The sequence below is a fragment of the Brevibacterium sp. UBA7493 genome (assembly GCF_002479565.1).
GTDB classification, from domain to species: domain Bacteria; phylum Actinomycetota; class Actinomycetes; order Actinomycetales; family Brevibacteriaceae; genus Brevibacterium; species Brevibacterium luteolum.
In genome coordinates this window covers 1-19870 of record NZ_DLOD01000002.1, presented here as the reverse complement: position 1 = coordinate 19870, position 19870 = coordinate 1, and the positions used below count along the sequence as shown (strand labels likewise).

The 19870-nt window shown below is 67.0% G+C and carries 13 protein-coding genes and 2 tRNA genes; 6 read left to right on the top strand and 9 right to left on the bottom strand.

Annotated elements, in window-relative coordinates; genetic code table 11:
- Positions 1 to 66: 66 nt before the first annotated feature.
- A tRNA-Arg gene (locus tag B4E96_RS00440) sits at positions 67 to 142 on the bottom strand.
- Between the two features lie 332 nt (positions 143 to 474).
- On the opposite strand from B4E96_RS00440, the gene B4E96_RS00435 reads away from it, so the two are divergent.
- Both B4E96_RS00435 and B4E96_RS00430 read left to right on the top strand, forming a co-directional pair.
- Positions 475 to 2307, top strand: coding sequence for a phosphoenolpyruvate carboxykinase (GTP) (locus tag B4E96_RS00435; protein WP_286955916.1), 1833 nt, complete (start codon positions 475 to 477; stop codon positions 2305 to 2307).
- Positions 2308 to 2414: 107 nt separating this feature from the next.
- Entirely contained in the window at positions 2415 to 3191 is a 777-nt protein-coding gene (locus B4E96_RS00430) for a thioesterase family protein (RefSeq protein WP_286955914.1), read from the top strand.
- Between the two features lie 6 nt (positions 3192 to 3197).
- On the opposite strand, the gene B4E96_RS00425 is transcribed toward B4E96_RS00430, so the two are convergent.
- Both B4E96_RS00425 and B4E96_RS00420 read right to left on the bottom strand, forming a co-directional pair.
- A complete protein-coding gene (locus B4E96_RS00425) occupies positions 3198 to 3428 on the bottom strand; it encodes a hypothetical protein (protein WP_259797925.1) in 231 nt (76 codons plus the stop codon).
- Positions 3428 to 4624: an inorganic phosphate transporter gene (locus B4E96_RS00420; protein WP_286955912.1), complete on the bottom strand. Its 1197-nt coding sequence runs from the start codon at positions 4622 to 4624 to the stop codon at positions 3428 to 3430. Before B4E96_RS00420 ends, B4E96_RS00425 begins: the two co-directional genes overlap by 1 nt.
- Before the next feature lie 151 nt (positions 4625 to 4775).
- Here B4E96_RS00420 and B4E96_RS00415 point away from each other — a divergent pair, with 151 nt between their 5' ends.
- Positions 4776 to 5219 carry a hypothetical protein gene (locus B4E96_RS00415; protein ID WP_286955910.1) on the top strand — a complete coding sequence of 148 codons (444 nt, stop codon included), beginning with the start codon at positions 4776 to 4778 and terminating at the stop codon, positions 5217 to 5219.
- Here the strand turns inward: B4E96_RS00415 and B4E96_RS00410 are convergent.
- Together B4E96_RS00410 and B4E96_RS00405 are read right to left on the bottom strand one after the other, a co-directional pair.
- Positions 5188 to 6660 (bottom strand): polysaccharide pyruvyl transferase family protein, encoded by a 1473-nt coding sequence (locus B4E96_RS00410; protein ID WP_286955908.1) that lies wholly within the window; start codon positions 6658 to 6660, stop codon positions 5188 to 5190. The genes B4E96_RS00415 and B4E96_RS00410 overlap by 32 nt on opposite strands.
- A 125-nt stretch (positions 6661 to 6785) precedes the next feature.
- Positions 6786 to 6874 (bottom strand) — tRNA-Ser (locus tag B4E96_RS00405).
- 242 nt (positions 6875 to 7116) lie between these two features.
- On the opposite strand from B4E96_RS00405, the gene B4E96_RS00400 reads away from it, so the two are divergent.
- Together B4E96_RS00400 and B4E96_RS00395 are read left to right on the top strand one after the other, a co-directional pair.
- Complete coding sequence (locus B4E96_RS00400) at positions 7117 to 9186, top strand: LCP family protein (RefSeq protein WP_286955906.1); 2070 nt, start codon at positions 7117 to 7119, stop codon at positions 9184 to 9186.
- Positions 9183 to 11189, top strand: coding sequence for an FAD/NAD(P)-binding protein (locus tag B4E96_RS00395; RefSeq protein WP_286955904.1), 2007 nt, complete (start codon positions 9183 to 9185; stop codon positions 11187 to 11189). Before B4E96_RS00400 ends, B4E96_RS00395 begins: the two co-directional genes overlap by 4 nt.
- 17 nt (positions 11190 to 11206) lie before the next feature.
- Here the strand turns inward: B4E96_RS00395 and B4E96_RS00390 are convergent, their stop codons facing one another.
- Together B4E96_RS00390 and B4E96_RS00385 are read right to left on the bottom strand one after the other, a co-directional pair.
- Positions 11207 to 13657, bottom strand: a complete 2451-nt coding sequence (locus tag B4E96_RS00390; RefSeq protein WP_286955902.1) for a YhgE/Pip domain-containing protein — start codon at positions 13655 to 13657, stop codon at positions 11207 to 11209.
- Complete coding sequence (locus B4E96_RS00385) at positions 13635 to 16421, bottom strand: MMPL family transporter (protein ID WP_259797944.1); 2787 nt, start codon at positions 16419 to 16421, stop codon at positions 13635 to 13637. The genes B4E96_RS00390 and B4E96_RS00385 overlap by 23 nt, the downstream gene beginning before the upstream one ends.
- A 193-nt stretch (positions 16422 to 16614) precedes the next feature.
- Here B4E96_RS00385 and B4E96_RS00380 point away from each other — a divergent pair, with 193 nt between their 5' ends.
- Positions 16615 to 17289 carry a TetR/AcrR family transcriptional regulator gene (locus tag B4E96_RS00380; RefSeq protein WP_286955899.1) on the top strand — a complete coding sequence of 225 codons (675 nt, stop codon included), beginning with the start codon at positions 16615 to 16617 and terminating at the stop codon, positions 17287 to 17289.
- Between the two features lie 5 nt (positions 17290 to 17294).
- Here the strand turns inward: B4E96_RS00380 and B4E96_RS00375 are convergent, their stop codons facing one another.
- Both B4E96_RS00375 and B4E96_RS00370 read right to left on the bottom strand, forming a co-directional pair.
- On the bottom strand, positions 17295 to 18728 hold the full coding sequence (locus tag B4E96_RS00375; protein WP_286955898.1) for an amidase: 1434 nt from the start codon (positions 18726 to 18728) through the stop codon (positions 17295 to 17297).
- Positions 18729 to 18770: 42 nt separating this feature from the next.
- A complete protein-coding gene (locus B4E96_RS00370; RefSeq protein ID WP_259797956.1) occupies positions 18771 to 19643 on the bottom strand; it encodes an FAS1-like dehydratase domain-containing protein in 873 nt (290 codons plus the stop codon).
- Positions 19644 to 19870 lie beyond the last annotated feature (227 nt).

Here is a 19870-nt window from a genome sequence, read left to right as displayed (position 1 = left end):
GGCATCTCTGCAGGTCAGAGCATGAATCGCGAAACCGCCGCCCGGCTTCCGGGCGGCGGTTTCAGTTGGCGCGCCACGAGGGATTCGAACCCCCAACCTTCTGATCCGTAGTCAGATGCTCTATCCGTTGAGCTAGTGGCGCACTGTCGCAATGACCAGAACAACTATACACACGATCGCCCGCGAGCCAAAATCCGCACTCTTCGCTCTTTGCCACATCCGCCAACCACCGCCACGGGAGCGGCGATCTGAAGCCGAATCCAGTTTTAGACAAAAGCCGTCTTTTTCCTGGGAATATCCGTCTCTCATCTGACGCCTCTTGAGCATAAGTCCTCGGCTTGTGATTCAATGCACAGGCGCGAGGCCCGCGAATCTCCGGTGCCTGCGAAGAACGGTTCGTACGGTGGAGGCATCGCTTGGCGGCGACGTCCGCACAAGCAGAACTCCGAAACCCCGACAGATCAGGAGATCCTCATGACCGTCCTCGACCGTGGCTCAGTCGAAGACCTGCTTGCTGGTGCACCGACCAGCAACGAGAAGATCCTCAACTTCGTCCGCTCGATCGCCGAGCGCACCACTCCCGACCGCATCGAGTGGATCACCGGAGACGACGATCAGAAGCGCGCACTGCAGAACCAGCTTATCGAAGCCGGCACCCTCAAGCCGCTGCCCAAGCAGAAGGACTCGTTCTACGCCGCCTCCGACCCGGACGATGTCGCCCGCGTCGAAGAGCGCACCTACATCTGCTCGCGCGATGAGGCCGACGCCGGCCCGCTGAACAACTGGATGGCTCCCGATGAGATGAAGTCCATCCTCCACGACGTCTTCGACGGCTCAATGAAGGGCCGGACGATGTACGTCATCCCGTTCGTCATGGGACGTGCGGATGCCGACCAGCCGATGTTCGGCATCGAGGTCACCGACTCCGCCTACGTCGTCCTGTCCATGCAGATCATGGCCCGCTGCGGCACCGCCGAACTCAAGGCCATCGAGGAACACGGCGGCGAGTTCGTCGAATGCGTCCACTCCGTCGGCGCGCCGCTGGAGCCCGGCCAGGAGGACGTCGCGTGGCCGTGCAACACGACGAAGTACATCACCCACTTCCCCGAAGAGCGCGCCATCTGGTCGTTCGGCTCCGGCTACGGCGGCAACGCGCTGCTGGGCAAGAAGTGCTACTCGCTGCGCATCGCCTCGGCGATCGCCCGCGAAGAGGGCTGGCTGGCCGAGCACATGCTCATCCTCAAGCTCACCAGCCCGGAAGGTGAGGTCAAGTACATCGCTGCGGCCTTCCCGAGCGCCTGCGGCAAGACCAACCTCGCGATGATCGAACCGACCCTTGAGGGCTGGAAGGCCGAAACGCTCGGCGACGACATCGCCTGGATGCGCTTCGGCGCCGACGGCCAGCTCTACGCCGTCAACCCGGAGTTCGGCCTCTTCGGCGTGGCACCTGGCACCGGCTACACCACCAACCCGACCGCGATGCGCGCGATCGAGGCCGGCGGCAACGTCTTCACCAATGTCGCGCTCACCGATGACGGCGACGTCTGGTGGGAGGGCATGACCGAGGAGACCCCGTCGCACCTGACCGACTGGAAGGGCAACGACTGGACTCCGGAGTCAGGCACCCCGGCCGCGCACCCGAACTCGCGCTTCTGCACCCCGATCACCAACACCCCGACGCTTGCCGATGAGTACGAGAACCCCAACGGCGTGCCGATCTCGGCGATCCTCTTCGGCGGCCGCCGTAAGACGACGATGCCGCTGGTGACCGAGACCAGGGACTGGACCCACGGCGTGTTCATGGGATCCACCCTGTCCTCGGAGACGACCGCTGCGGCCAAGGGCCAGGTCGGCGTCGTGCGCCGCGATCCGATGGCGATGCGCCCGTTCATCGGCTACAACGTCGGCGACTACTTCCGCCACTGGCTGGAGATCGGCCGCACCGAGGGTGCGAAGCTGCCGAAGATCTTCTACGTCAACTGGTTCCGCCGCGATGACGACGGGTCGTTCCTGTGGCCGGGCTTCTCGGAGAACTCCCGCGTCCTCAAGTGGGTATTCGAGCGCGTGGCCGGCACCGCTGAGGCCGTCGAGACCCCGCTGGGCCACACCCCGGCCGAGGGCTCGCTCGATATCGAGGGCCTCGACGTGACCGAGGAGCAGCTGCGCAAGGCGCTCGCCATCAAGCCCGAGGAGTGGGCTGAGGAGCTCGCCTCGATCGAGGAATGGTACGACTCGCTCGGCGATCACGTCCCGGCCGAGCTCAAGGCCGAGGTCGACAACCTCCGCCAGCGCCTCGGCGTGAAGTGACGCCGCACCCCTGACTGAGTCGGGCCGCACCCATGAGCCAGGGTGCGGCCCGGTTCGCATTCATTCCCGCTCCCGAGGCGGTGGCCGGCTGCCGCTAGTCTGGTGCCATGGCATATTTCGAACGGCTCTCGGACACGCGCCTGCGCGCGACCGCTGCGACGGCGGGTGCATGGAATGAAGCGGAGCAGCACATCTCCCCGATCATCGGGTTGCTCATCCACAGCTTCGAACGCGACCACGCCGCCCGCCGCGAGGATGCGCCGCTGCAGATGGCGCGCCTGTCGGCCGACATCTACGGGGTCATCCCGATCGACGCGTTCGACCTCACCGTCTCCGTGCGCCGTGCCGGCCGCACCATTGAGCTGCTCGAAGCCGAGGTGACCTGCGGCGAGCGGACCATCGTGTTAGCCCGCGCCTGGCTGCTGACGGACACCGACACCTCGGCGGTGGCCGGCACCGCCTTCGAACCGATCCCGCCGCCTGAGGAGCTGGCGCCGTTCGACCCGCGCAGCGTGTGGCCTGGTGGCTACATCGCCTCCCTGCAGGGCCGCCGCAGCCAGTTCTCACCGGGTCGGGCAATGTACTGGCTGCGTTCGGATGAGCGGCTGCTCGACGACGAGGAGGTTTCGGACTTCGCCCAGGCATGCACGCACCTCGATGCCGCCAACGGGATGACGGTGCGCCGGGATCCGGCTGAGGTGATGTTCCCCAACGTCGATCTCACCGCGCATTTCCTGCGCTCGGAGCTCGCCGGCGACTGGCTGGGCTTCGACACCCGCGTGACCTTCGGTGAGACTGGCCTGGGCCTGACCCATTCGGTGCTCCACGACGCCGCCGGGCCGCTCGGTTCGCTCGTGCAGTCGCTGACCGTCCGGCCGCGCTGAACCGGTCTAGCCGTGCAGGGCGGGGACGATGAGGTAGACGCCGATGAGCACGACTATTCCGCAGACGCCGAACACCGCATGGCTGGCCAGCGAGACGAGCGCATTGCTGCGCCCCGCTGAGCGCAGGTCGATCGAGTAGGCGCGCAGTCGCACAGCCACCGAGAACAGCGTGATCGTCACGGTCGCTGCCGTCAGGGTCGCGACGGCGACGATGATAAGGGACATCCAGTCGATCATCAGCGGTTCCCGCCTTTCATCTGCTTGGCCTGCTTCTTCGCCTTGCGCTTGGCGCGCCGGCCGCGGATGCGCACGGCGTCGCCGACGGTGTCGAGCTTCGAGAGCTGGACGAGGTGGGCGGTCTTGCGCGAGTGCAGGTAGATCCACAGCACCACGATCGTCGCGACGATGATGTCGGCCATGGCACCCCAGAATCCGAGGTTGGCCACGATCGCCGCGAGCGCTCCGACGGCGCCGGCGGCCGGCAGTGTGAACAGCCAGCCGGAGGCGATCTTGCCGGCGGTCGACCACTTGACGTCGGCGCCCTTGCGGCCGAGTCCGGAGCCGAGCACGGACCCGGAGGCCACCTGCGTTGTCGACAGCGCGAAGCCCAGGTGCGAGGAGGCGAGGATCGCCGCAGCTGTCGAGGTCTCGGCTGACAGGCCCTGGGCGGGCCGGACCTCGGTGAGCTTCGTGCCGAGCGTGTCGATGATCCGCCAGCCGCCGAGGTAGGTGCCGAGGGCGATGGCGAAGGCGCAGGTGGCGATGACCCAGAAGTGCGGGCCGGTGCCCGGCTCCTGCATCTGCGCGGCGATGAGCAGCAGGGTGATCACACCCATCGTCTTCTGCGCGTCGTTGGTGCCATGGGCGAGTGCGACGAGCGAGGAGGAGAAGATCTGCCCGTATTTGAAGGCCCCGCGCCGGTTGGCATTCGCGTACCGGCGGGTGATCGAATAGGCCAGCCGGGTGCAGACATAGGCGCTGGTTCCGGCGATGAGCGGGGCGGCGATGGCGGGGATGATGACTTTGGAGAGCACGACGGAGAAGTTCACCGCGTGCAGTCCCGCACCGACGACGGCCGCGCCGATGAGTCCGCCGAACAGCGCGTGTGATGATGAGGACGGCAGCCCGTAGATCCAGGTGATCATGTTCCACACGATCGCGCCGATGAGACCCGCCAGGATCAGCTGGGGTGTGATGTGGACGCCGCCGTCGCCTTCGTTGATGAGACCGCCGGAGATCGTCTTGGCGACCTCCGTGGAGAGGAACGCACCGATGAGGTTGAGCACGGCAGCCAGTGCGACGGCGGTCTTCGGCTTGATCGCGCCAGTGGCGATCGGGGTGGCCATCGCGTTCGCGGTGTCGTGGAACCCGTTGGTGAAGTCGAAGAACAGTGCCAGTGCGATGACGAGCACGACGAGAATGAGGAGTTCCACGCGCTACCTAACAGGGTGAGGAGATCTGAGGAGCGGTCTTCGCGACCCATGCTGAGTGTAACCGCAAAGTCACGCTGCGTTCATCCGCCCGTCACCTTCACGCCCGCGCACCGGACCCGAGGCGGTGGTTGCCCGACCGTAGGATGGAACCGTGTCCCAGCTGAGCTGGCGGGTCTACCCGCGCCTCTACGTCGTGGCGGTGCTGTGGGTGCTGCCGATCTTCCTCGTGCTGCTCATGCTCACCGGGTTCAGCTGGATCATCCTCACCTGTGCCCTGCTGCTGGCGATTCTCAGCTTCGTGCTCTCAGCGTCTGCGCTGCGGATCTGTGTCAGCGGCGGGGTGCTGACACTGCGCTACTGGTTCTACCTCGTCGAGGTCGATATCGCTGACATCACCGAGGTCGTTCCCGTGTCGAAGGCACTCGTCGGGATCGGTTACAAGCGCGCAGGTGCGACGACCTCGTTTCTCGTCGGCGGGCCGTACCTGCTGGCGCGAACTGCCTCGGGCAGGGATCTGGTCTTCTCCGTGCGCGAGGGCTTCGCCGCTGACCTTGAGGCGGCACTCAGCGCCGGACCCGGCGCACCAGCCGCCTGACCCGCCACCTCACACCGTGGATCCCGCGCCGCGCGACTGCCCCGGCCTCGTCGGCAAATGACCTCGAGCGCAGCGCCTTCAGCTCCGCGCGGAGGTCCGTCAGCTCACCGCCCAGCCGCTGCGCCTCCGCCTCCCTCTCACTCAACTTCTCCTCTGCTTCCTCCAGCCGCTCCCGCGTCTCCTGAAGCTCCGCGGCCGTCTCCTGCAGCTCCTCCCGGGTTCGCTTGTGCGCACGGTCGCTGAGAATGCGCGGCTCCTCCAGTTCGGCTGCCGCTGCGATATGAAAGCTCTCCCGCTGCGCGGCCTGCTCACTGATGGGCGCGAAGGGCTCCTGCGGCACCGACCGGCCCGCCACCGCTTCGTAGATCCCCGCCAAGTTCTGCTGCGAGATCTCCATCCACTCCTGCTGCACGGCCGCCAGGTCCCCCTGCAGCTGATCTCGCTGCTCCCACGCCGCCGCGACCGATTCGACGATCCGCTCCCCCAGACGCTCCGGCTCAGCTGCAAGCGTGAACTCAGGGTGGCCGACATCTGCGGCGAAGTAGCGCAGCTTGTTGTGCAGGTCGAGGGAGATCGGGATCGATCCGGCGCCGAAGGGAATGAGCTGGGCGTGACCGCGCCCGCCGAGGACGACCGGAGTGCCGGCGAAGAGCTCGTAGCCCGCGCGGTAGTCGACGTCGGGTCCGTGCAGGCGGTGCTCGGCCACCTCGGGAACGGCTTCTGCCAGCGCCTGCGCGAACACCCGGTCGTCGGGATGGAAGGGAGTGCTGACGATCTGCCAGCCGTCAGCCGCGAGCTGCCTGACAGCGGTGATGACCTCCCGGTGGATCGCCTCGGCGTCATAACCGGCCGCCCGCTGCCGGTGCTGGACGACCATCTGCACCGCCAGCCGCCGCTCGTTCGAAGGCGTCGCACTGCCGGAATAGATGAGCCTGCCGAGGGCGGTCGGGCAGGGCTGGAATTCGATCTTCGCTGCCGCAGAGTCTGGCAGAGTGTCGGCCATCGACTCCATCGATCCGTGGTTGCGCAGTCCGAAGAACACGCTTTTGTCCGCCACCGCGCTGACGTGGTCGACGAAGAGGTCGGAGAAGGCCGGCTGTCCGGGGAACCGGTTGTCACCCACGGCGAAGACGATGATCGGCACCTCCAGCCGGTCGAGTGCGGCGCGGGAGATGTTCCACTGCCAGCCGGAGTTCGCGTTCGGGTTCGTGTCCTGCAGGAACAGTCCCCCACCGCCGACGACGACGGCATCGGCACTGGCGTTGATCCGCTCGATGAGCTCGACGCTGACTTCGCGGCGCAGTGGCGCGGCACCGATGAACTCGAATGCCTGTCCGCCGGCGAAACCGGTGAAGAGATCGCGTACCACCGGGAACAGGGCCTTGTCGCCGTAGTTGCCCCAGGTGGGAATATCGAAGTGGAAGAGCCGTATGCGAGTCATGGCCTGCGACTGTACGGAATACCGGGCCGTGGCGGGAGACGGCGAGGTGAACAGCTGGTGAATCCGGCAATGCCGAAGCCCCGCCTGCCCGGTGATGACGGGCAGACGGGGCTGCGAGGAAAACGCGGAGCCGGTGGGATTTGAACCCACGGTCCCCAATTCAAGGGACTCCACCTTAGCAGGGTGGTGCTTTCGGCCGCTCAGCCACGACTCCTGGTGCGATGCGCGCCGCAGCGGGCTGGTCTCCCGGTGTGCAGGCGCGCGTAACCTCACCAATGATAACGAACTGCCAGCACCCGAGCAAAGCCGAGCCGCGAGCCGGAATCCGGCGCGCAGATGTGAGTTGCGAAGCTGGCACCAACGCGTAGCTCACGAATCTCGGAGGTTGAACTCGTACACTAAGAGCTTGTGATTATCACCTGTCCCTCGATCGTGCCGGTTTCCAAGGAGTGAGCAGTGTCCCACGATGACAATGGTGCCCCCACACCACGCCGTGGACCGAACGGCTCATCCCCGCACGACTCCTCGTTCAAGGCCTCCAGCCGCCCCCGCCTGCGCAGCTCCCGCCCGGCAGCCCCCGGCGACAGCAGCCAGGCTCAGGCACCGTGCTCCGGTTCGACCGCATCGTCCCGCCCAAGCACACTTGCCCCGGCCCCCGAGGGATTCGAGAACTCGACCCCGCGTCATGCCAGCCGGCAGGCCCGGGCTTCCACCGGCCCCCGGTTCACCGGGCTGCGTGCCGCCTCCGGTGCAGTAGCCGCCGGGGCCGGCGCTGTCGCCGGTGCCGCAGCCGCCAGGCGCCGCGAGCAACCGCGGCGCGAACAGCCCCGCACCTTCACACCCGCCACTGAGCCCGCCCCGGACCCGACTCCCGAAGACGCGCCACTCACCCGTCAGGAAGCCCGCGCAGCCGAAGAGCGCTCCCGCCGACCCCGGCTCCGCCGCCAGCCCGTGGCCACCACCTCGGGCACGGATACAGCCACCGCTGAGACCGACGATATCCCGGAGGCGACCCGGCACTCGCGCCGCAACGACGTCTTTCCCCGCATCGTCGGCTGGACGAGTCTCGGCACGCTCATCCCCGGCCTCGGCATGATCAAGAGCCGCAATTCGCGGCTCGGCTGGTTCCTCACCCTCGGCTTCCTGGCAGGCCTGGCCGCGATCGGCATCTGGGTGCTCTACCGGGGCCCGGTCAAAGCCGGCGCACGCGTCGTCTCCAGCCCGGCGATCCTCAACGTCATCGCAATCCTCCTCATCATCGGGGCGCTCATCTGGGCGTTCGTCATCATCCGTTCCTATGTGATGCTGCGCAGCGGCACCCGTCTGCGGCGTTCGCAGCGCGTGCTCGGCTCGGTGCTCGTCATGAGCCTCATCGTGCTCACCGGCGTGCCGCTGGGCGTCGGAGCGGCCTACTCCCGCGTGCAGGGTGAGACGGTGCGCAAGGTCTTCGGCGACGGCGGCGGGCCCGTGCTCGACTCCGCTGACCTGTGGAAGGACAAGCCGCGCATCAACGTCTTCCTCATCGGCCGCGACAATGGCGACGGCCGCGAGGGCACCCGCCCGGACACCATGCTCGTCGCCTCGATCGACACGCGGTCGGGCAAGACAACCCTCATCTCGGTGCCCCGCAACCTCGCGTTCCCGCAGTTCCCGGAAGGCTCGAAGCTCGCCGAGCGGTTCCCGCAGGGCTTCAACGCCTTCGGCTCCGAGGAGAGCCTCATCAACGCCGTGTGGACGTGGGCCGAATCCGAGCCCGAGGCGGTCGGCGATCCCGGCGACATGGAGCTCGGCATGTACGCCACCATGCAGGCGGTCGAGGGATCACTCGGGCTCACGATGGACAACTGGGCCTCGGTCGACATGCAGGGCTTCGAAGATGTCGTCGACGCGATCGGCGGCGTGAAGATCGACGTCGAGCGGCCGATCCCGATGGGCGGGGGCACGAACATGAACACCGGTGTGAAGAACCGGGTGTTCGGCTGGATCGACCCTGGTGAGCAGGTGCTGACGGGCAACAAAGCGCTGTGGTATGTCCGCTCCCGTGAGGGTGCCGACAACTACGATCGCATGTGCCGCCAGCAGCGGATGCTCAAGACCACCCTCGACCAGGTGAATCCGCGCGAGATCGCGCTGGCCTACCCGAAGCTCGCCGGCTCGGCTGAGCGCAACGTCGCCACTGACATCCCGCAGCGCGAGCTCAACGCCTTCGTTGAGCTCGCCGCGCTCATGCAGGGAACCGAGGTGAAGTCCGCGCAGATCAACAACGATGTCACCAGCACATTCAACCCCGACTATGAGGCGCTGCGCACCTGGGTCGACGAACAGATCAACCCGAAGGCCAAGAGCCAGCAGGAAGAGGCGACCGGCACCGACACGACCGAGACCGAGGAACCGCCGCCGGAGGAGACGGGTGCCCCCGCCGAGGGGATCGAAGACACCGAGGGCAAGTGCTACCCGAAAGACTACGAGCCGGGCTCCGGCTGGCCCGGCTACCCCGGCCCCGAGGGCGACGGAGAGCAGAATTGAGCCGCCGCCGAGACGGATCGGACAGTGGTGCGCAGGGCACCGCAGTGCCGCGCCGGGTGGGGATCATCGGTGCCGGCCCGCGTGGTCTCAGTGTTCTCGAGCGGCTGTGCGCCCTCGCTGCCAGTGACGCGTCGATCGAGGCCCATCTCATCGATCCGTTCCCGCCCGGGGCCGGGATCGTGTGGCGTACGGACCAGCACCCGGATCTGCTCATGAACACGACGATCGGCGAGCAGACGATCTTCCCCGATCCCAGCTGCGGCATCAGGCCGCACTCCACCGGCCCGGACATGGCGACCTGGTACCGCCGCGAGCACGCGGCGAGTGATGCCGAGGTGCTCTCGACCTTCGCCCCCCGTGCGCTCTACGGCCAGTATCTGCGCGATGCCTATGACCACATCTGCGCTACAGCCCCGGCAGGCGTGTCGATCCGCCACCACCCGACGGTCGCCACGGCCGTCATCGAGCCGCGCGGTGCCGCCGACAGCCCGGCCGGGCAGCGGGTCGCCCAGCTCATCCGCTTAGCTGACGGCCCGACCCTGGAGGTCGACGACGTCGTGCTGTGCGTCGGGCACATCCCCGCGCGGCTGAATGAGGAGCGGGTGGCCTGGCAGCGCTTCGCCGCCGGGGCGCACCTGACCTACCTGCCTCCGGGACTGCCCGCTGAGGCCGATGTCGATGTGCTGCAGGCCGGTGAGACGGTGGTGTTCCGCGGTTTCGGCCTCAACTACTTCGACCATCAGGCGCTGCTGAGCACTGGCCGCGGGGGCACGTTCACGCAGACCGGCACGACGGATGCCGGGGCGCCGGTGCTCGCCTACCGGCCCAGCGGGCAGGAGCCGGTGCTCGCTCCGTCGTCACGGCGCGGCGTGCCGTATCGGTGCAAGCCGATCACTGCCTCCCATCCGCTGTCGGACTACCCGCTGCGCTACTTCACCCCCGCCACCCTGGAGCGGCTGGCCACCGAGGCCGACGGCGGTGACCTGCGGTTCAACGATCAGCTGTGGCCGCTCATCCTCGCCGACCTGCGCCATGCCTGGTATGCGGCGCTCTACGCTTCCGAACCCGAGGCGTTCGTCAGCGACCCGGCAGCGCTCACCGAAGCCCTCGCCGAAGCGGTGGACCGGCATGTCTCCCGCCGCGCAGCTGCCGAGACCCGCGAGGTCGCTGGCCGCCCGGGCCGACAGACGCAGGAGTCCAGCGCGTGGTCCGATATCGAGTCAAGTGTCATCGGCGACCCTGAGCGGATCCTCGACCTCCATACGCTGCTGCGGCCGCTGGAGGACCGGGCCTTCGCCTCGCGGGCGGAGCTGAATGCGTGGATGCTCGACTTCCTGCGCCGTGACCTCGACGCCGCCTATCGCGGGCCTGAGCGTGCGCCGCAGAAGGCGCTGTTTGCGGTGCTGTGGGCGGCACGGGCATTTCTCAAGGAGCTCATCGCTGACGGTCGGGTCGATGACATCAGCTTCCACACCGAGGTGCGCGGCTGGTTCGAGGGCTTCGTCTCCGGCATCTGCGACGGCCCGCCGCCGCAGCGCTTCGCCGAGCTCATCGCCCTGGCTGAGGCCGGGCTCGTCGAGTTCGTCGGGCCCGAGGTGCGCATCACCACCTCGCGTGCCGGTGAGCGCTCCTGCTTCCGCGCCTCTTCCCCGGCCGTGGAGGACCCTGTCGAGGCTGGCGCACTCGTCGACGCCGCCTCGCCTGCCAACCAGGTGCGGCATGCCGCGGACGAGATGGTGGCCGGGATGCTCGACCGCGGACAGCTCGCCGTTGCTGAGCTCACGCTCAGCGAGGGTGTTGCGCAGCCGCTGTCCGGTCTCGATGTCGATCCGGACACGATGCGCACCCGCGATGCACGCGGCTATGACCACCCGCACCGGTACTGCCTGTCGATCCAGCTCTCGGCTGTGCAGTTCGGGCTGGCGATCGCGGCCAATCCGCACAAGTCGGCGCGCACTCTGCGCGACGCTCACCGCATCGCCGAGCAGATCCTCGGCGGCTAGGGCACCGGCCCGCCCGCTCAGATGTGGGCGAGCCGGGCGACCTGGCCGGCCCCAAGTGTGCGCTTGCGCACGACCGCGGCGAAGCTGCCGGCCACACCGATGACCAGCCAGCCGAACAGGGCGGCCCATGCCCCTCCCAGTCCGGGCATGCCCGTTGCTGCGGCGGTGATGCCGTCCATCGCCGGGGTCATCGGCAGGAACGGGGTGATCGTATGGAAGAACTCCGGCACCGCCCCGATCGCTCTGCCGGCGACGGCCAGCACGATGAGCACCACTGAGATGAACCGGCCGGTGCCACCGAACCATGCGACGAGCGCATAGTTCAGCGTCATGAACACGAGCCCTGCGAAGAGCACGAGCAGCAGCACGGAAGCGAAGTCGAACAGGTTGAGCTCCAACACGATGTTCGCGATGATCGCCAGCACCACGGCCTGGATCGCGGCGATGACGAGGCCGGGCAGCATTCCCTTGAGCATGACTGAGAAGGATGACCGGCGCGATGTCAGGGCGGTTGCGGAGACGGCCCGCACGACCGTGTAGGTCACGAGTGCCCCGACCCACAGCGCCATCATGAGCAGCAGCGCGATCGATGATGCCTGAGGGATGTCGTTGAGCAGGCTGCCGCTCTCGGCCACCGGTGCGATGACCGTGTTGGAGAGCTTGTCGCGTTCGGGTGCGGTGTAGGACGGGATCTTGTCCTTGCCCTCGTCGAGGCCTTCGGCGAGTTCTCCGGTGCCGTCGGCGAGCTGTTCGGCCCCGTCGTCGAGGTCGGTGAGGCCGTCGGAGAGCGTGCTGGCTCCCGTGGCCGACTGGTCGACGCCCTCGGTGTACTTGTTCACACCGGCTGAGTACTCGTCTGCGCCGTCGGCCAGGGTGCCAGCGCCGTCGGAGAGCTGGTTGGCTCCGTCGGAGAGCTGGTTGGCTCCGTCGGCGGACTGCTTGACGCCGTCGGCAAGGGGTCCCATGCCGTCAGCGAGCTTGTCAGTGCCGTCGGCCACCTGGCCAGCGCCGTTGCGCAGCTCCTTCGAGGCGTCGAGCAGCTCGTCGGCTTTGCCTCCGAGTCCCTTGAGGTCGTCGAGCAGCTTCGGCAGCTTATCACCGAGGTTCTTCACCATGTCCTGGATGCCGTCGTTGAGCTCATCGGCCCCGTCGGTGAGATCCTGGAGCCCGTCCTTGATCGAGCGGCCGTTCTCGCCCTTCTTATCGAGACCATCAGCAGCCTCTTCGAGGGCGGACTGAGCAGTCTTGAGCACTCCGCGGGCGTAGGCGTCCTGGGTGCGTTCGCACTGGTCATCGTCACCGTCGGGGCACAGCTCCTGCTTGAGCTGATCTGCTTCGTCCTGTTTCATCAGCTTGGCGTCGACGAGATGTTGCAGCGTCAGTGGCTTCGTCTGCTGGAGCTTGTCCAGGTAGTCCGCGCGATCACGCAGCTTCTTCTGGTAATCGCCGACACCGTCGTTGATGCGGTTGATGCCGTCGTTGAGGTCTTGGGCACCCTCCCCGAGCCCGTCGAGCTTGTCCTCGAAGTCGAGGTCTTTGCCGTCACCGAGCCCGTCGGCGAAATCGCCCAGGCCGATGATCATGTCGTCGACACCGCGGGTGTACTCGTCAACGCCGTCGGAGAGGTCGCCGGCACCGTCGGCGAGCTTCCGAGTCTGGTCGGGCAGGTCCTTCGTCTGCTCGCGCATCGTGCCGAGTCCGTCGGCCAGTTCCCCGGCACCATCGGAGAGGTCGCCGGCGCCTGTTGACAGGTCACGCGCGCCGCTGGCGAGGTCGCCGGCACCGCTGCGCAGCTGGCCGCTGCTGGCCGACAGCTCGCCGAGCCCGTCGGAGAGCTTGCCGGCGCCATCGGCTGCGTCGCCGGTGCCGTCGGCGAGCTGTCCGGCGCCGTCGTTGATCTCGTTGGCAGCATCGGACACCGTCTTGAACTGCTTGCTGATGTCGTTGAAGCCGAGGTAGATGCCGTCGAGGTACTTCTTGGCGAACTCGGAGTTGAAGCTCGCCCGGGCGGCCTCGGCGATCGACTGTCCGATCGCGGAGTCGGCCAGCGGGGTGACGTGGGAGGTCTTGACGCTGATCGTGGCCTGCCGGGCCATCATCGGGTCATCGTCGCTCGACGAAGTGACCGCTTCGGAAAAGCCCTTGGGGATGGTGATGACAGCGGCGTACGTGCCGTTGCGCAAGCCGTCATCCGAGTCCTCTTCGTCCGAGAGCACCCAGTCGAAGTTCTCGTCGTCGCTGTCGACGAGCCCGGCCGCCAGCTGGCGGCCCAGCGGTACCGTCTGACCGTCGATTTCTGCGCCCTCGTCAAGGTTGACGATGGCGGCCTGGACATTGTCGAGCCGGTCGGTGGCCTTCCAGATCGCAAAGACGAATCCGGCGGCAATGACGATCGGCACGAGGATGAGCCCGAGGACGGAGTACCACTTTGCCGTACGTCCGGTATCAGCTCGTTCGAACCAGGTCATGAGCCGTGTCCTTCCCCCGATTGTGGGTATCGAGATCTAGCAGTCGGTAATGGGTCTGTGGCGGGAGCATCCAGTCTGCGTCCCGGTTGCCGAGACCGAGCAGCACGCTCGACCCGGCGGCGATGGCGGCGGAGATGAGCTCCTGGGCCGCCTCTGCGGTGTCGCGGTCGCGGGCCTGGTCGGCCCGGTCGATGAGGACGATGTCCGGCATCTGCTTCCGTGTGCGGCGCAGGTAGCCGGGACTGGTGATGAGGGCGTCTTCAGCCGAGTTGAGCACCATGTACGGGATAGCGCTGCGCACCTTCGGCGCTTCTTCGGGCAGCACCCGGTTCAGCACCTTGAGTTCGCCGCGGTCGGGGGTTGCGCGTCCTGCGACCGTCAGCAGCAGCGCGGTGGCGCCCTGTCCGGACACGGCGAGGACCTCACCGGGCTGCACAGCCAGGTCGACCTTGTCGAAGACCGTCCGGCCGGATCCGTCGAGTCCGAGGCCTTCGCCGTAGACGGCGTAGTCCTTGCCGTCGCCGGGCCAGTCCTTGTACTGCACCTGGTGGTACAGCCCTTCGCCTTCGACGTCGAAGTGCGGCAGCGTCCGCTCCAGCCAGCGCGGCAGCCACCAGGCCTTGTCACCCAGCAGCGCCATGACGGCCGGCACAAAGGTCATGCGCACGACGAACGCGTCGATGAAGATGCCGACGGCCAAGCCGAAGGCGATCGATTTGATGATCGCGTCACCGGCGGGGACGAAGGCGGCGAAGACGGCGAACATGATGATCGCTGCGGCGACGACGACGCGGGCTGAGGACTGGAATCCGCGGTGGATCGCGTCCTTCGCCGAGGCGCCGTGGGCGAAGGCCTCACGCATGCCGGAGACGAGGAACACCTCGTAGTCCATGGCCAGGCCGAAGAGGATGCCCATGAGGATGATCGGCAGGAAGCTGATGACCGGGCCGACCTTCTCGACTCCGAAGATGTCGGCTCCGTGGCCCTGTACGAACACGAGGGTGACGAGTCCGAACGCCGCCCCGACCGAGAGCAGGAAGCCCAGAGTCGCTTTGATGGGCACGGCGATGGAACGGAACACCATCATGAGCAGGATGAGGGAGAGTCCGACGACGAAGATGCCGAAGGGCAGCAACGCCCCGCCGAGCTGGTCGGAGACGTCGATGGCGACGGCGTTCGAGCCGGTGACCGAGGTGTCGAAACCGTATTCGTCCTGGAAGTGCGGCTTGAGGTCGCGCAGCTTCTTCACGACTTCGGTCGTGCGCTCATCGCTGGGGCCGTATTCGGGGATGATCTGGATGAGGCCGGTGTCGGCGGAGGGGTTGGGCACGGCCATGATGACCTTGTGCACCCCGTCGATCTTCTCGATGTCGGCCTTCATGTCGTCCAGGTCGCCAAGCGGGTCGGTCGAGCTGATGATGTTCGCGGTGACGACCAGCGGGGAGTTGAAGCCCTCGCCGAAGTGCTCGGAGATGAGGTCGTACGAGATGCGCGGGGCGGTGCCCTCTTCGGCCCCGCCGTTGTCGGGCAGGGCGAGCTGCAGGTTCTTGGCCGGCAGGGCGAGTGCGCCCAGACCGACGATGACGATGATAACGGTCAGCAGCGGGATCTTCGTCGCTGCCGCCACCCAGGCGTCGTAGAAGCGGGTGACGAACCCTGGCTTGCGCGGGCGGCTCTCGGTCTCCTCGCCTTCCGTGCCCGAGGCGGTGGACGCGTGGCGGCTGCCGCCGGGCCGGTGCTTCTTGGGCACGAGCCGATAACCGAGGAATCCGAGCAGTGCCGGCGTCATGGTGAGCGCGACTGCCACGGCGATCGCGACGGTGGCGGCGGCGGCGATGCCCATGACCGTGAGGAACGGGATGCCGGCCACCGACAGGCCGGTGAGGGCGATGATGACGGTAACGCCGGCGAAGACGACGGCCGAGCCGGCGGTCGCAACGGCGCGGGCGGCGGACTCCTCGGGGTCGTAGCCGTCGAACATCGTCTGCCGGGCACGGGAGACGATGAACAGCGCGTAGTCGATGCCGACGGCCAGGCCGAGCATGAGGGCGAGCATCGGGGTCGTCGAGTTGACGGTGGCGAAAGCAGTGCTGCCGAGGATGAGCAGCATACCGATGCCTACGCCGATGATCGCGGTGACAAGCGGCATGCCGGCCGCCCATGCCGAGCCGAGGGTGAAGATGAGGACGATGAAGGCGATGACGACGCCGATCGCCTCGATGATCGAGATGTGCACGCTCGTGACCGTGTAGAGGTCACCGCCGGGGCTGACGATGCTGCCGTCGGGCAGCTCGGCCTGAAGTTCGTCGGCGACCGCCTGCAGATCATCCTTCGCCGAGTCCGGCAGCAGATCCGAGGCCTGGTCGTACTGGACGTTGACGATGGCGGCATCCCCATCAGCGTTGATGACGCCGTCGATCATCTCGTCGAAGGGGGAGGTCGCTCCGTCGACGTGGGGCAGGTCGTCGATCTTCTCGACTGCGTCCTCGATCTGAGCCCGATACGGATCGGCATCCACCGGCTGGCCGTCTGCGCTGACGACGAGCATCGTCGCCGAGCCGCCAGCCACCTCGGGGAAGGTCAGTTCAAGCGCATCGAGAGCGTCCTGCGATTCACTGCCGGGCAGACGGAACTCGTCATTGAAGGAGTCGCCGAATGCGGCGACGAAACCACCGAGGACGGCAAGGATCGCCAGCCAGACGGCGACCACTGTCTTGCGGCGGCGGAACGCGGTGCGGCCGAGCTCGTAGAGAAAGGACGACACAGGCAACCCTTCACAGATGAAAGATGAGCGGATCAGAGAGTCAATCGGTGGCCCTGCGCCTATGCTACGCCGTGCGCACCGCGACCTGTCTAGGACACACAAGTGTATCGGATACAGAAGTGTATCGTAGTGGTATAGTCTGCGTTCGTACAAGTCGGCAGACCCGTGGCGCGCGAAAGAAGGAGTTCGACCTGTGAGCGAGGCAGTCAGCAGGCGCCGGAAACAGACCCGGGAGGCACTCATCGATGGGGCGCGACGAGTCTTCGCCGCACGCGGGGTCGCGGCGTCGTCGATCGAGGAGATCTGCGAGGCGAGCGGTTTCACCCGCGGCGCCTTCTATTCGAACTTCGCCTCCCGCGATGAGATCGTGCTCGCGATCATGGAGCGTGAGATCGACACCGCACAGCACAGCGTCACCGAGCTGGTGGAGAACCGGGACGCGGATCTGCAGCACACGGCGGCGAAGTCACATGACGAGCAGGAAGACCTCATCCGCGCGATCGTCACGCAGTTCCATGCGCTTCACGACAATACCTCGGCATGGATCCTCGCTGGGCGCGAGATCGAGCTCTACACCCTGCGCAACCCGGAGCTGCGCTACCGCTATGACGAACTCATCGCCGCTCACTTCGAGAACATGAGCACGGTCATCGGTGTGGCGATCGAGCGCGCCGGCGGTCGGCTGACGCTGCCGCTGACGCAATTCGTCGACATCCTCGCAGCGGTCTCGCTGGCGGCCGGCAACAAGGCCGTCGCCGAGCGCTTCCGCGGATGCACCGGCGATGAGGTCGTACCTGATGACGAACCGCTGGCGGTCGATCCCGAGCCGATTGTTCAGGTGATTCTCGGACTCATCGACTTCAGCTGAGCGGTTCAGAGCTGCGGGTGGCGCAGGTGATGTTCGGTGACGGCTTCGAAAGCGTGGGCGATGCGCATGAGCTCGACGTCACGGCCAGGGGCCGCCACGATCTGGATGCCCACCGGCAGGCCTGACTCCGAGAACCCGGCTGGCACGGAGACTGCCGGGCACCCGGTGGCCGAGATGAGCGTGGCCGCACGCATCCATGACAGGTAGTCGGCCATCGGCTCGCCGTTGATCTCCGTCGGGTATTCGAGTTCGGCGTCGAAGGGCAGGACCTGTGAGGTCGTGGTGACGAACACGTCGCAGGTCTCGAAGTACTTCCACAGCTCGGCGCCGAGCCGCACGCGTGCGGCGTCCTTCGAGCGCACATCAGCGGCGGTGAGCGCGAGTCCCGCGTGGATGTTGTCGACCAGGGACTTCTTCATCTGCTCCCGTCCGCCGGCTTCGACCATCTCCTCGAACACCATCGCGAAGTCGTAGGCCCGCTGGGTGCGGAACACCTCGTCGGCGTCCTCCAGGTTCGGCACGTCCTCGGCGACCTCGGCACCCAGGCCGGCGAACACCTCGGCGGCGGCTGCGACGATCTCTGCCACCTCTGCTTCGACTGGGATCTGGCCGCCGAAGTCGGGGCTGAAGCCCACGCGGATGCCGGAGAGCTCCGGCTGGTAGACGGTACCGAGGCGGAATTCGGGCAGGTCGAAGACCGAGCCGGGTTCGCCGATCTCCCAGGGGGCTCCGGTGGCCGGCCCGCAGCCGGCCTGCATAAGCAGGGCGATGTCGCTGACGGTACGGGCCATGAAACCGGACTGGCTGAGCCAGGCGTGTGGGTTGTCCGGGGCGAGCTTGGGAATCCGGCCGTGGGAGGGTCGGAAGCCGACGACGTTGTTGAAGGATCCCGGCGTGCGCAGGGATCCGCCCATGTCGGAGCCGTCGCCGGAGGCCTGTATGCCGGCGGCCAGTGCCGCACCGACGCCACCGGAGGAGCCGGAAGCGGATTTCGTCGTGTCGTAGGGGTTGACGGTGGTGCCGAATACCGGGTTGAAGGTGTGAGAGCCGGCAGCGAACTCCGGGACGTTGGACTTGCCGGTGGTGATGACGCCGGCGGCTTTGAGCCGGGCGATGATGACGGAGTCGGCTGCCGGCACGCGGTCGGCCCACAGCGGACTGCCGTGCGTCGATCGCATGCCGGCGGTGTCGTGGGTGTCTTTGTGCGTCATCGGCACCCCGTGCAGTAGGCCGAGGCTCTCCCCGCGGGCGTGTGCGTCGTCGGCCGCCGCGGCGGCCTGTTCTGCGGCCTCGGCGTCGAGGGTCACGATGGCATTGATGGCGGGGTTGACCTCGTCGATCCGGGCGAGGTGGTCGGCGAGGGCCTCACGGGCGGAAATCCGGCCAGCGGCGATTTCGGCGGCGAGTTCGCGGGTGGACAGCCAGGTCAGCTCAGACATATGGGCTCCTTTCGACAGCGGGCGACGGTGCCCGCCGGTGGTTCAGTGGTCGATGGTTCCGGTCAGGCAGGCGTGTCCTGCGGGGTCGAGGATGGCGACTTCGGTGGTCGAGGCGGTCGTCTGGCGGCCCACGGCAGCGACGGGGGTGCCGTCGAAGACAGGCCGGCGGGCGGTGAAGGAGAAGGAGTCGATCTGCTCACCTGGACGGTGGCGCAGGAAAGCGTCGAGCATGAGCGTGGCGAGCAGCGGGCCGTGGACGACAAGGCCGGGGTAGCCCTCTTCGTTGATGCAGAAGTCGCGATCGTAGTGGATGCGGTGGGCGTTGAAGGTCAGCGCGGAGTACCGGAAGAGCAGCGTCTCGTCAGGCCGGGTGATCCTGCCGTAGTCCCATGCCGAGGTGTCGGCTGGCTTTCGTGCCGCGCGCTCGGCTGGCGTTTGTACTGTGGACTGCTGCGGTGCGGCGGCCTCGCGGAAGACGATGGTGTGCCGGTCGGTGATGGCGTGGCTGCCGTCTGCCGAGATCTCATGGGTGGCCGTGACGAAGACGAGCTGACCGGTTCGGCCGGTGCGGACGCTGACATCGGTGACGGTCTGGACGTCCTGCAACTGCTGCCCGACGGCGATCGGCCGGTGGAAGATCAGTTCTGATCCGGCCCACATGCGGCGTGGCAGGGGCACTGGTGGCAGGAAGCCGCCGAGGTGCGGGTGCCCGTCGACGTCGAGAGCGTGCTGCGGTTCGGTTGGGTTGAAGTGGGCCCAGTGCGCGAGCGGAAAGAGCTGCCCGCCCCAGGGGTCTGCGTCGTAGTCGAGTGCAGCGGCCAGGGTGCGCGACTTCGCTTCAGTGGCGATGTCGTCGAGGGTCTGGCTGCGGCCGACCCACTCGCGCAGGCGCGAGACGTCGATCGGTGCATCCATGTGCTCTCAGCCCCCTTCGCCTACCTGGAGTGCATCTCCTGCTCGAAGCCTATCGGGCACGGTGATGCCGATGCAGGTGCGTCCGCAGAATGACTGTTCTGAACGACCTTTCTGCAGCCGACGTTCTGGCAAGCAGGGCCCGGACACTATGTGGTTGTCAAACATCGTTCTGTCACTGCGGTGGTGCTGCAGGCAGCGCTGGTAGAGAAACGACGAGAAGTCGCTTC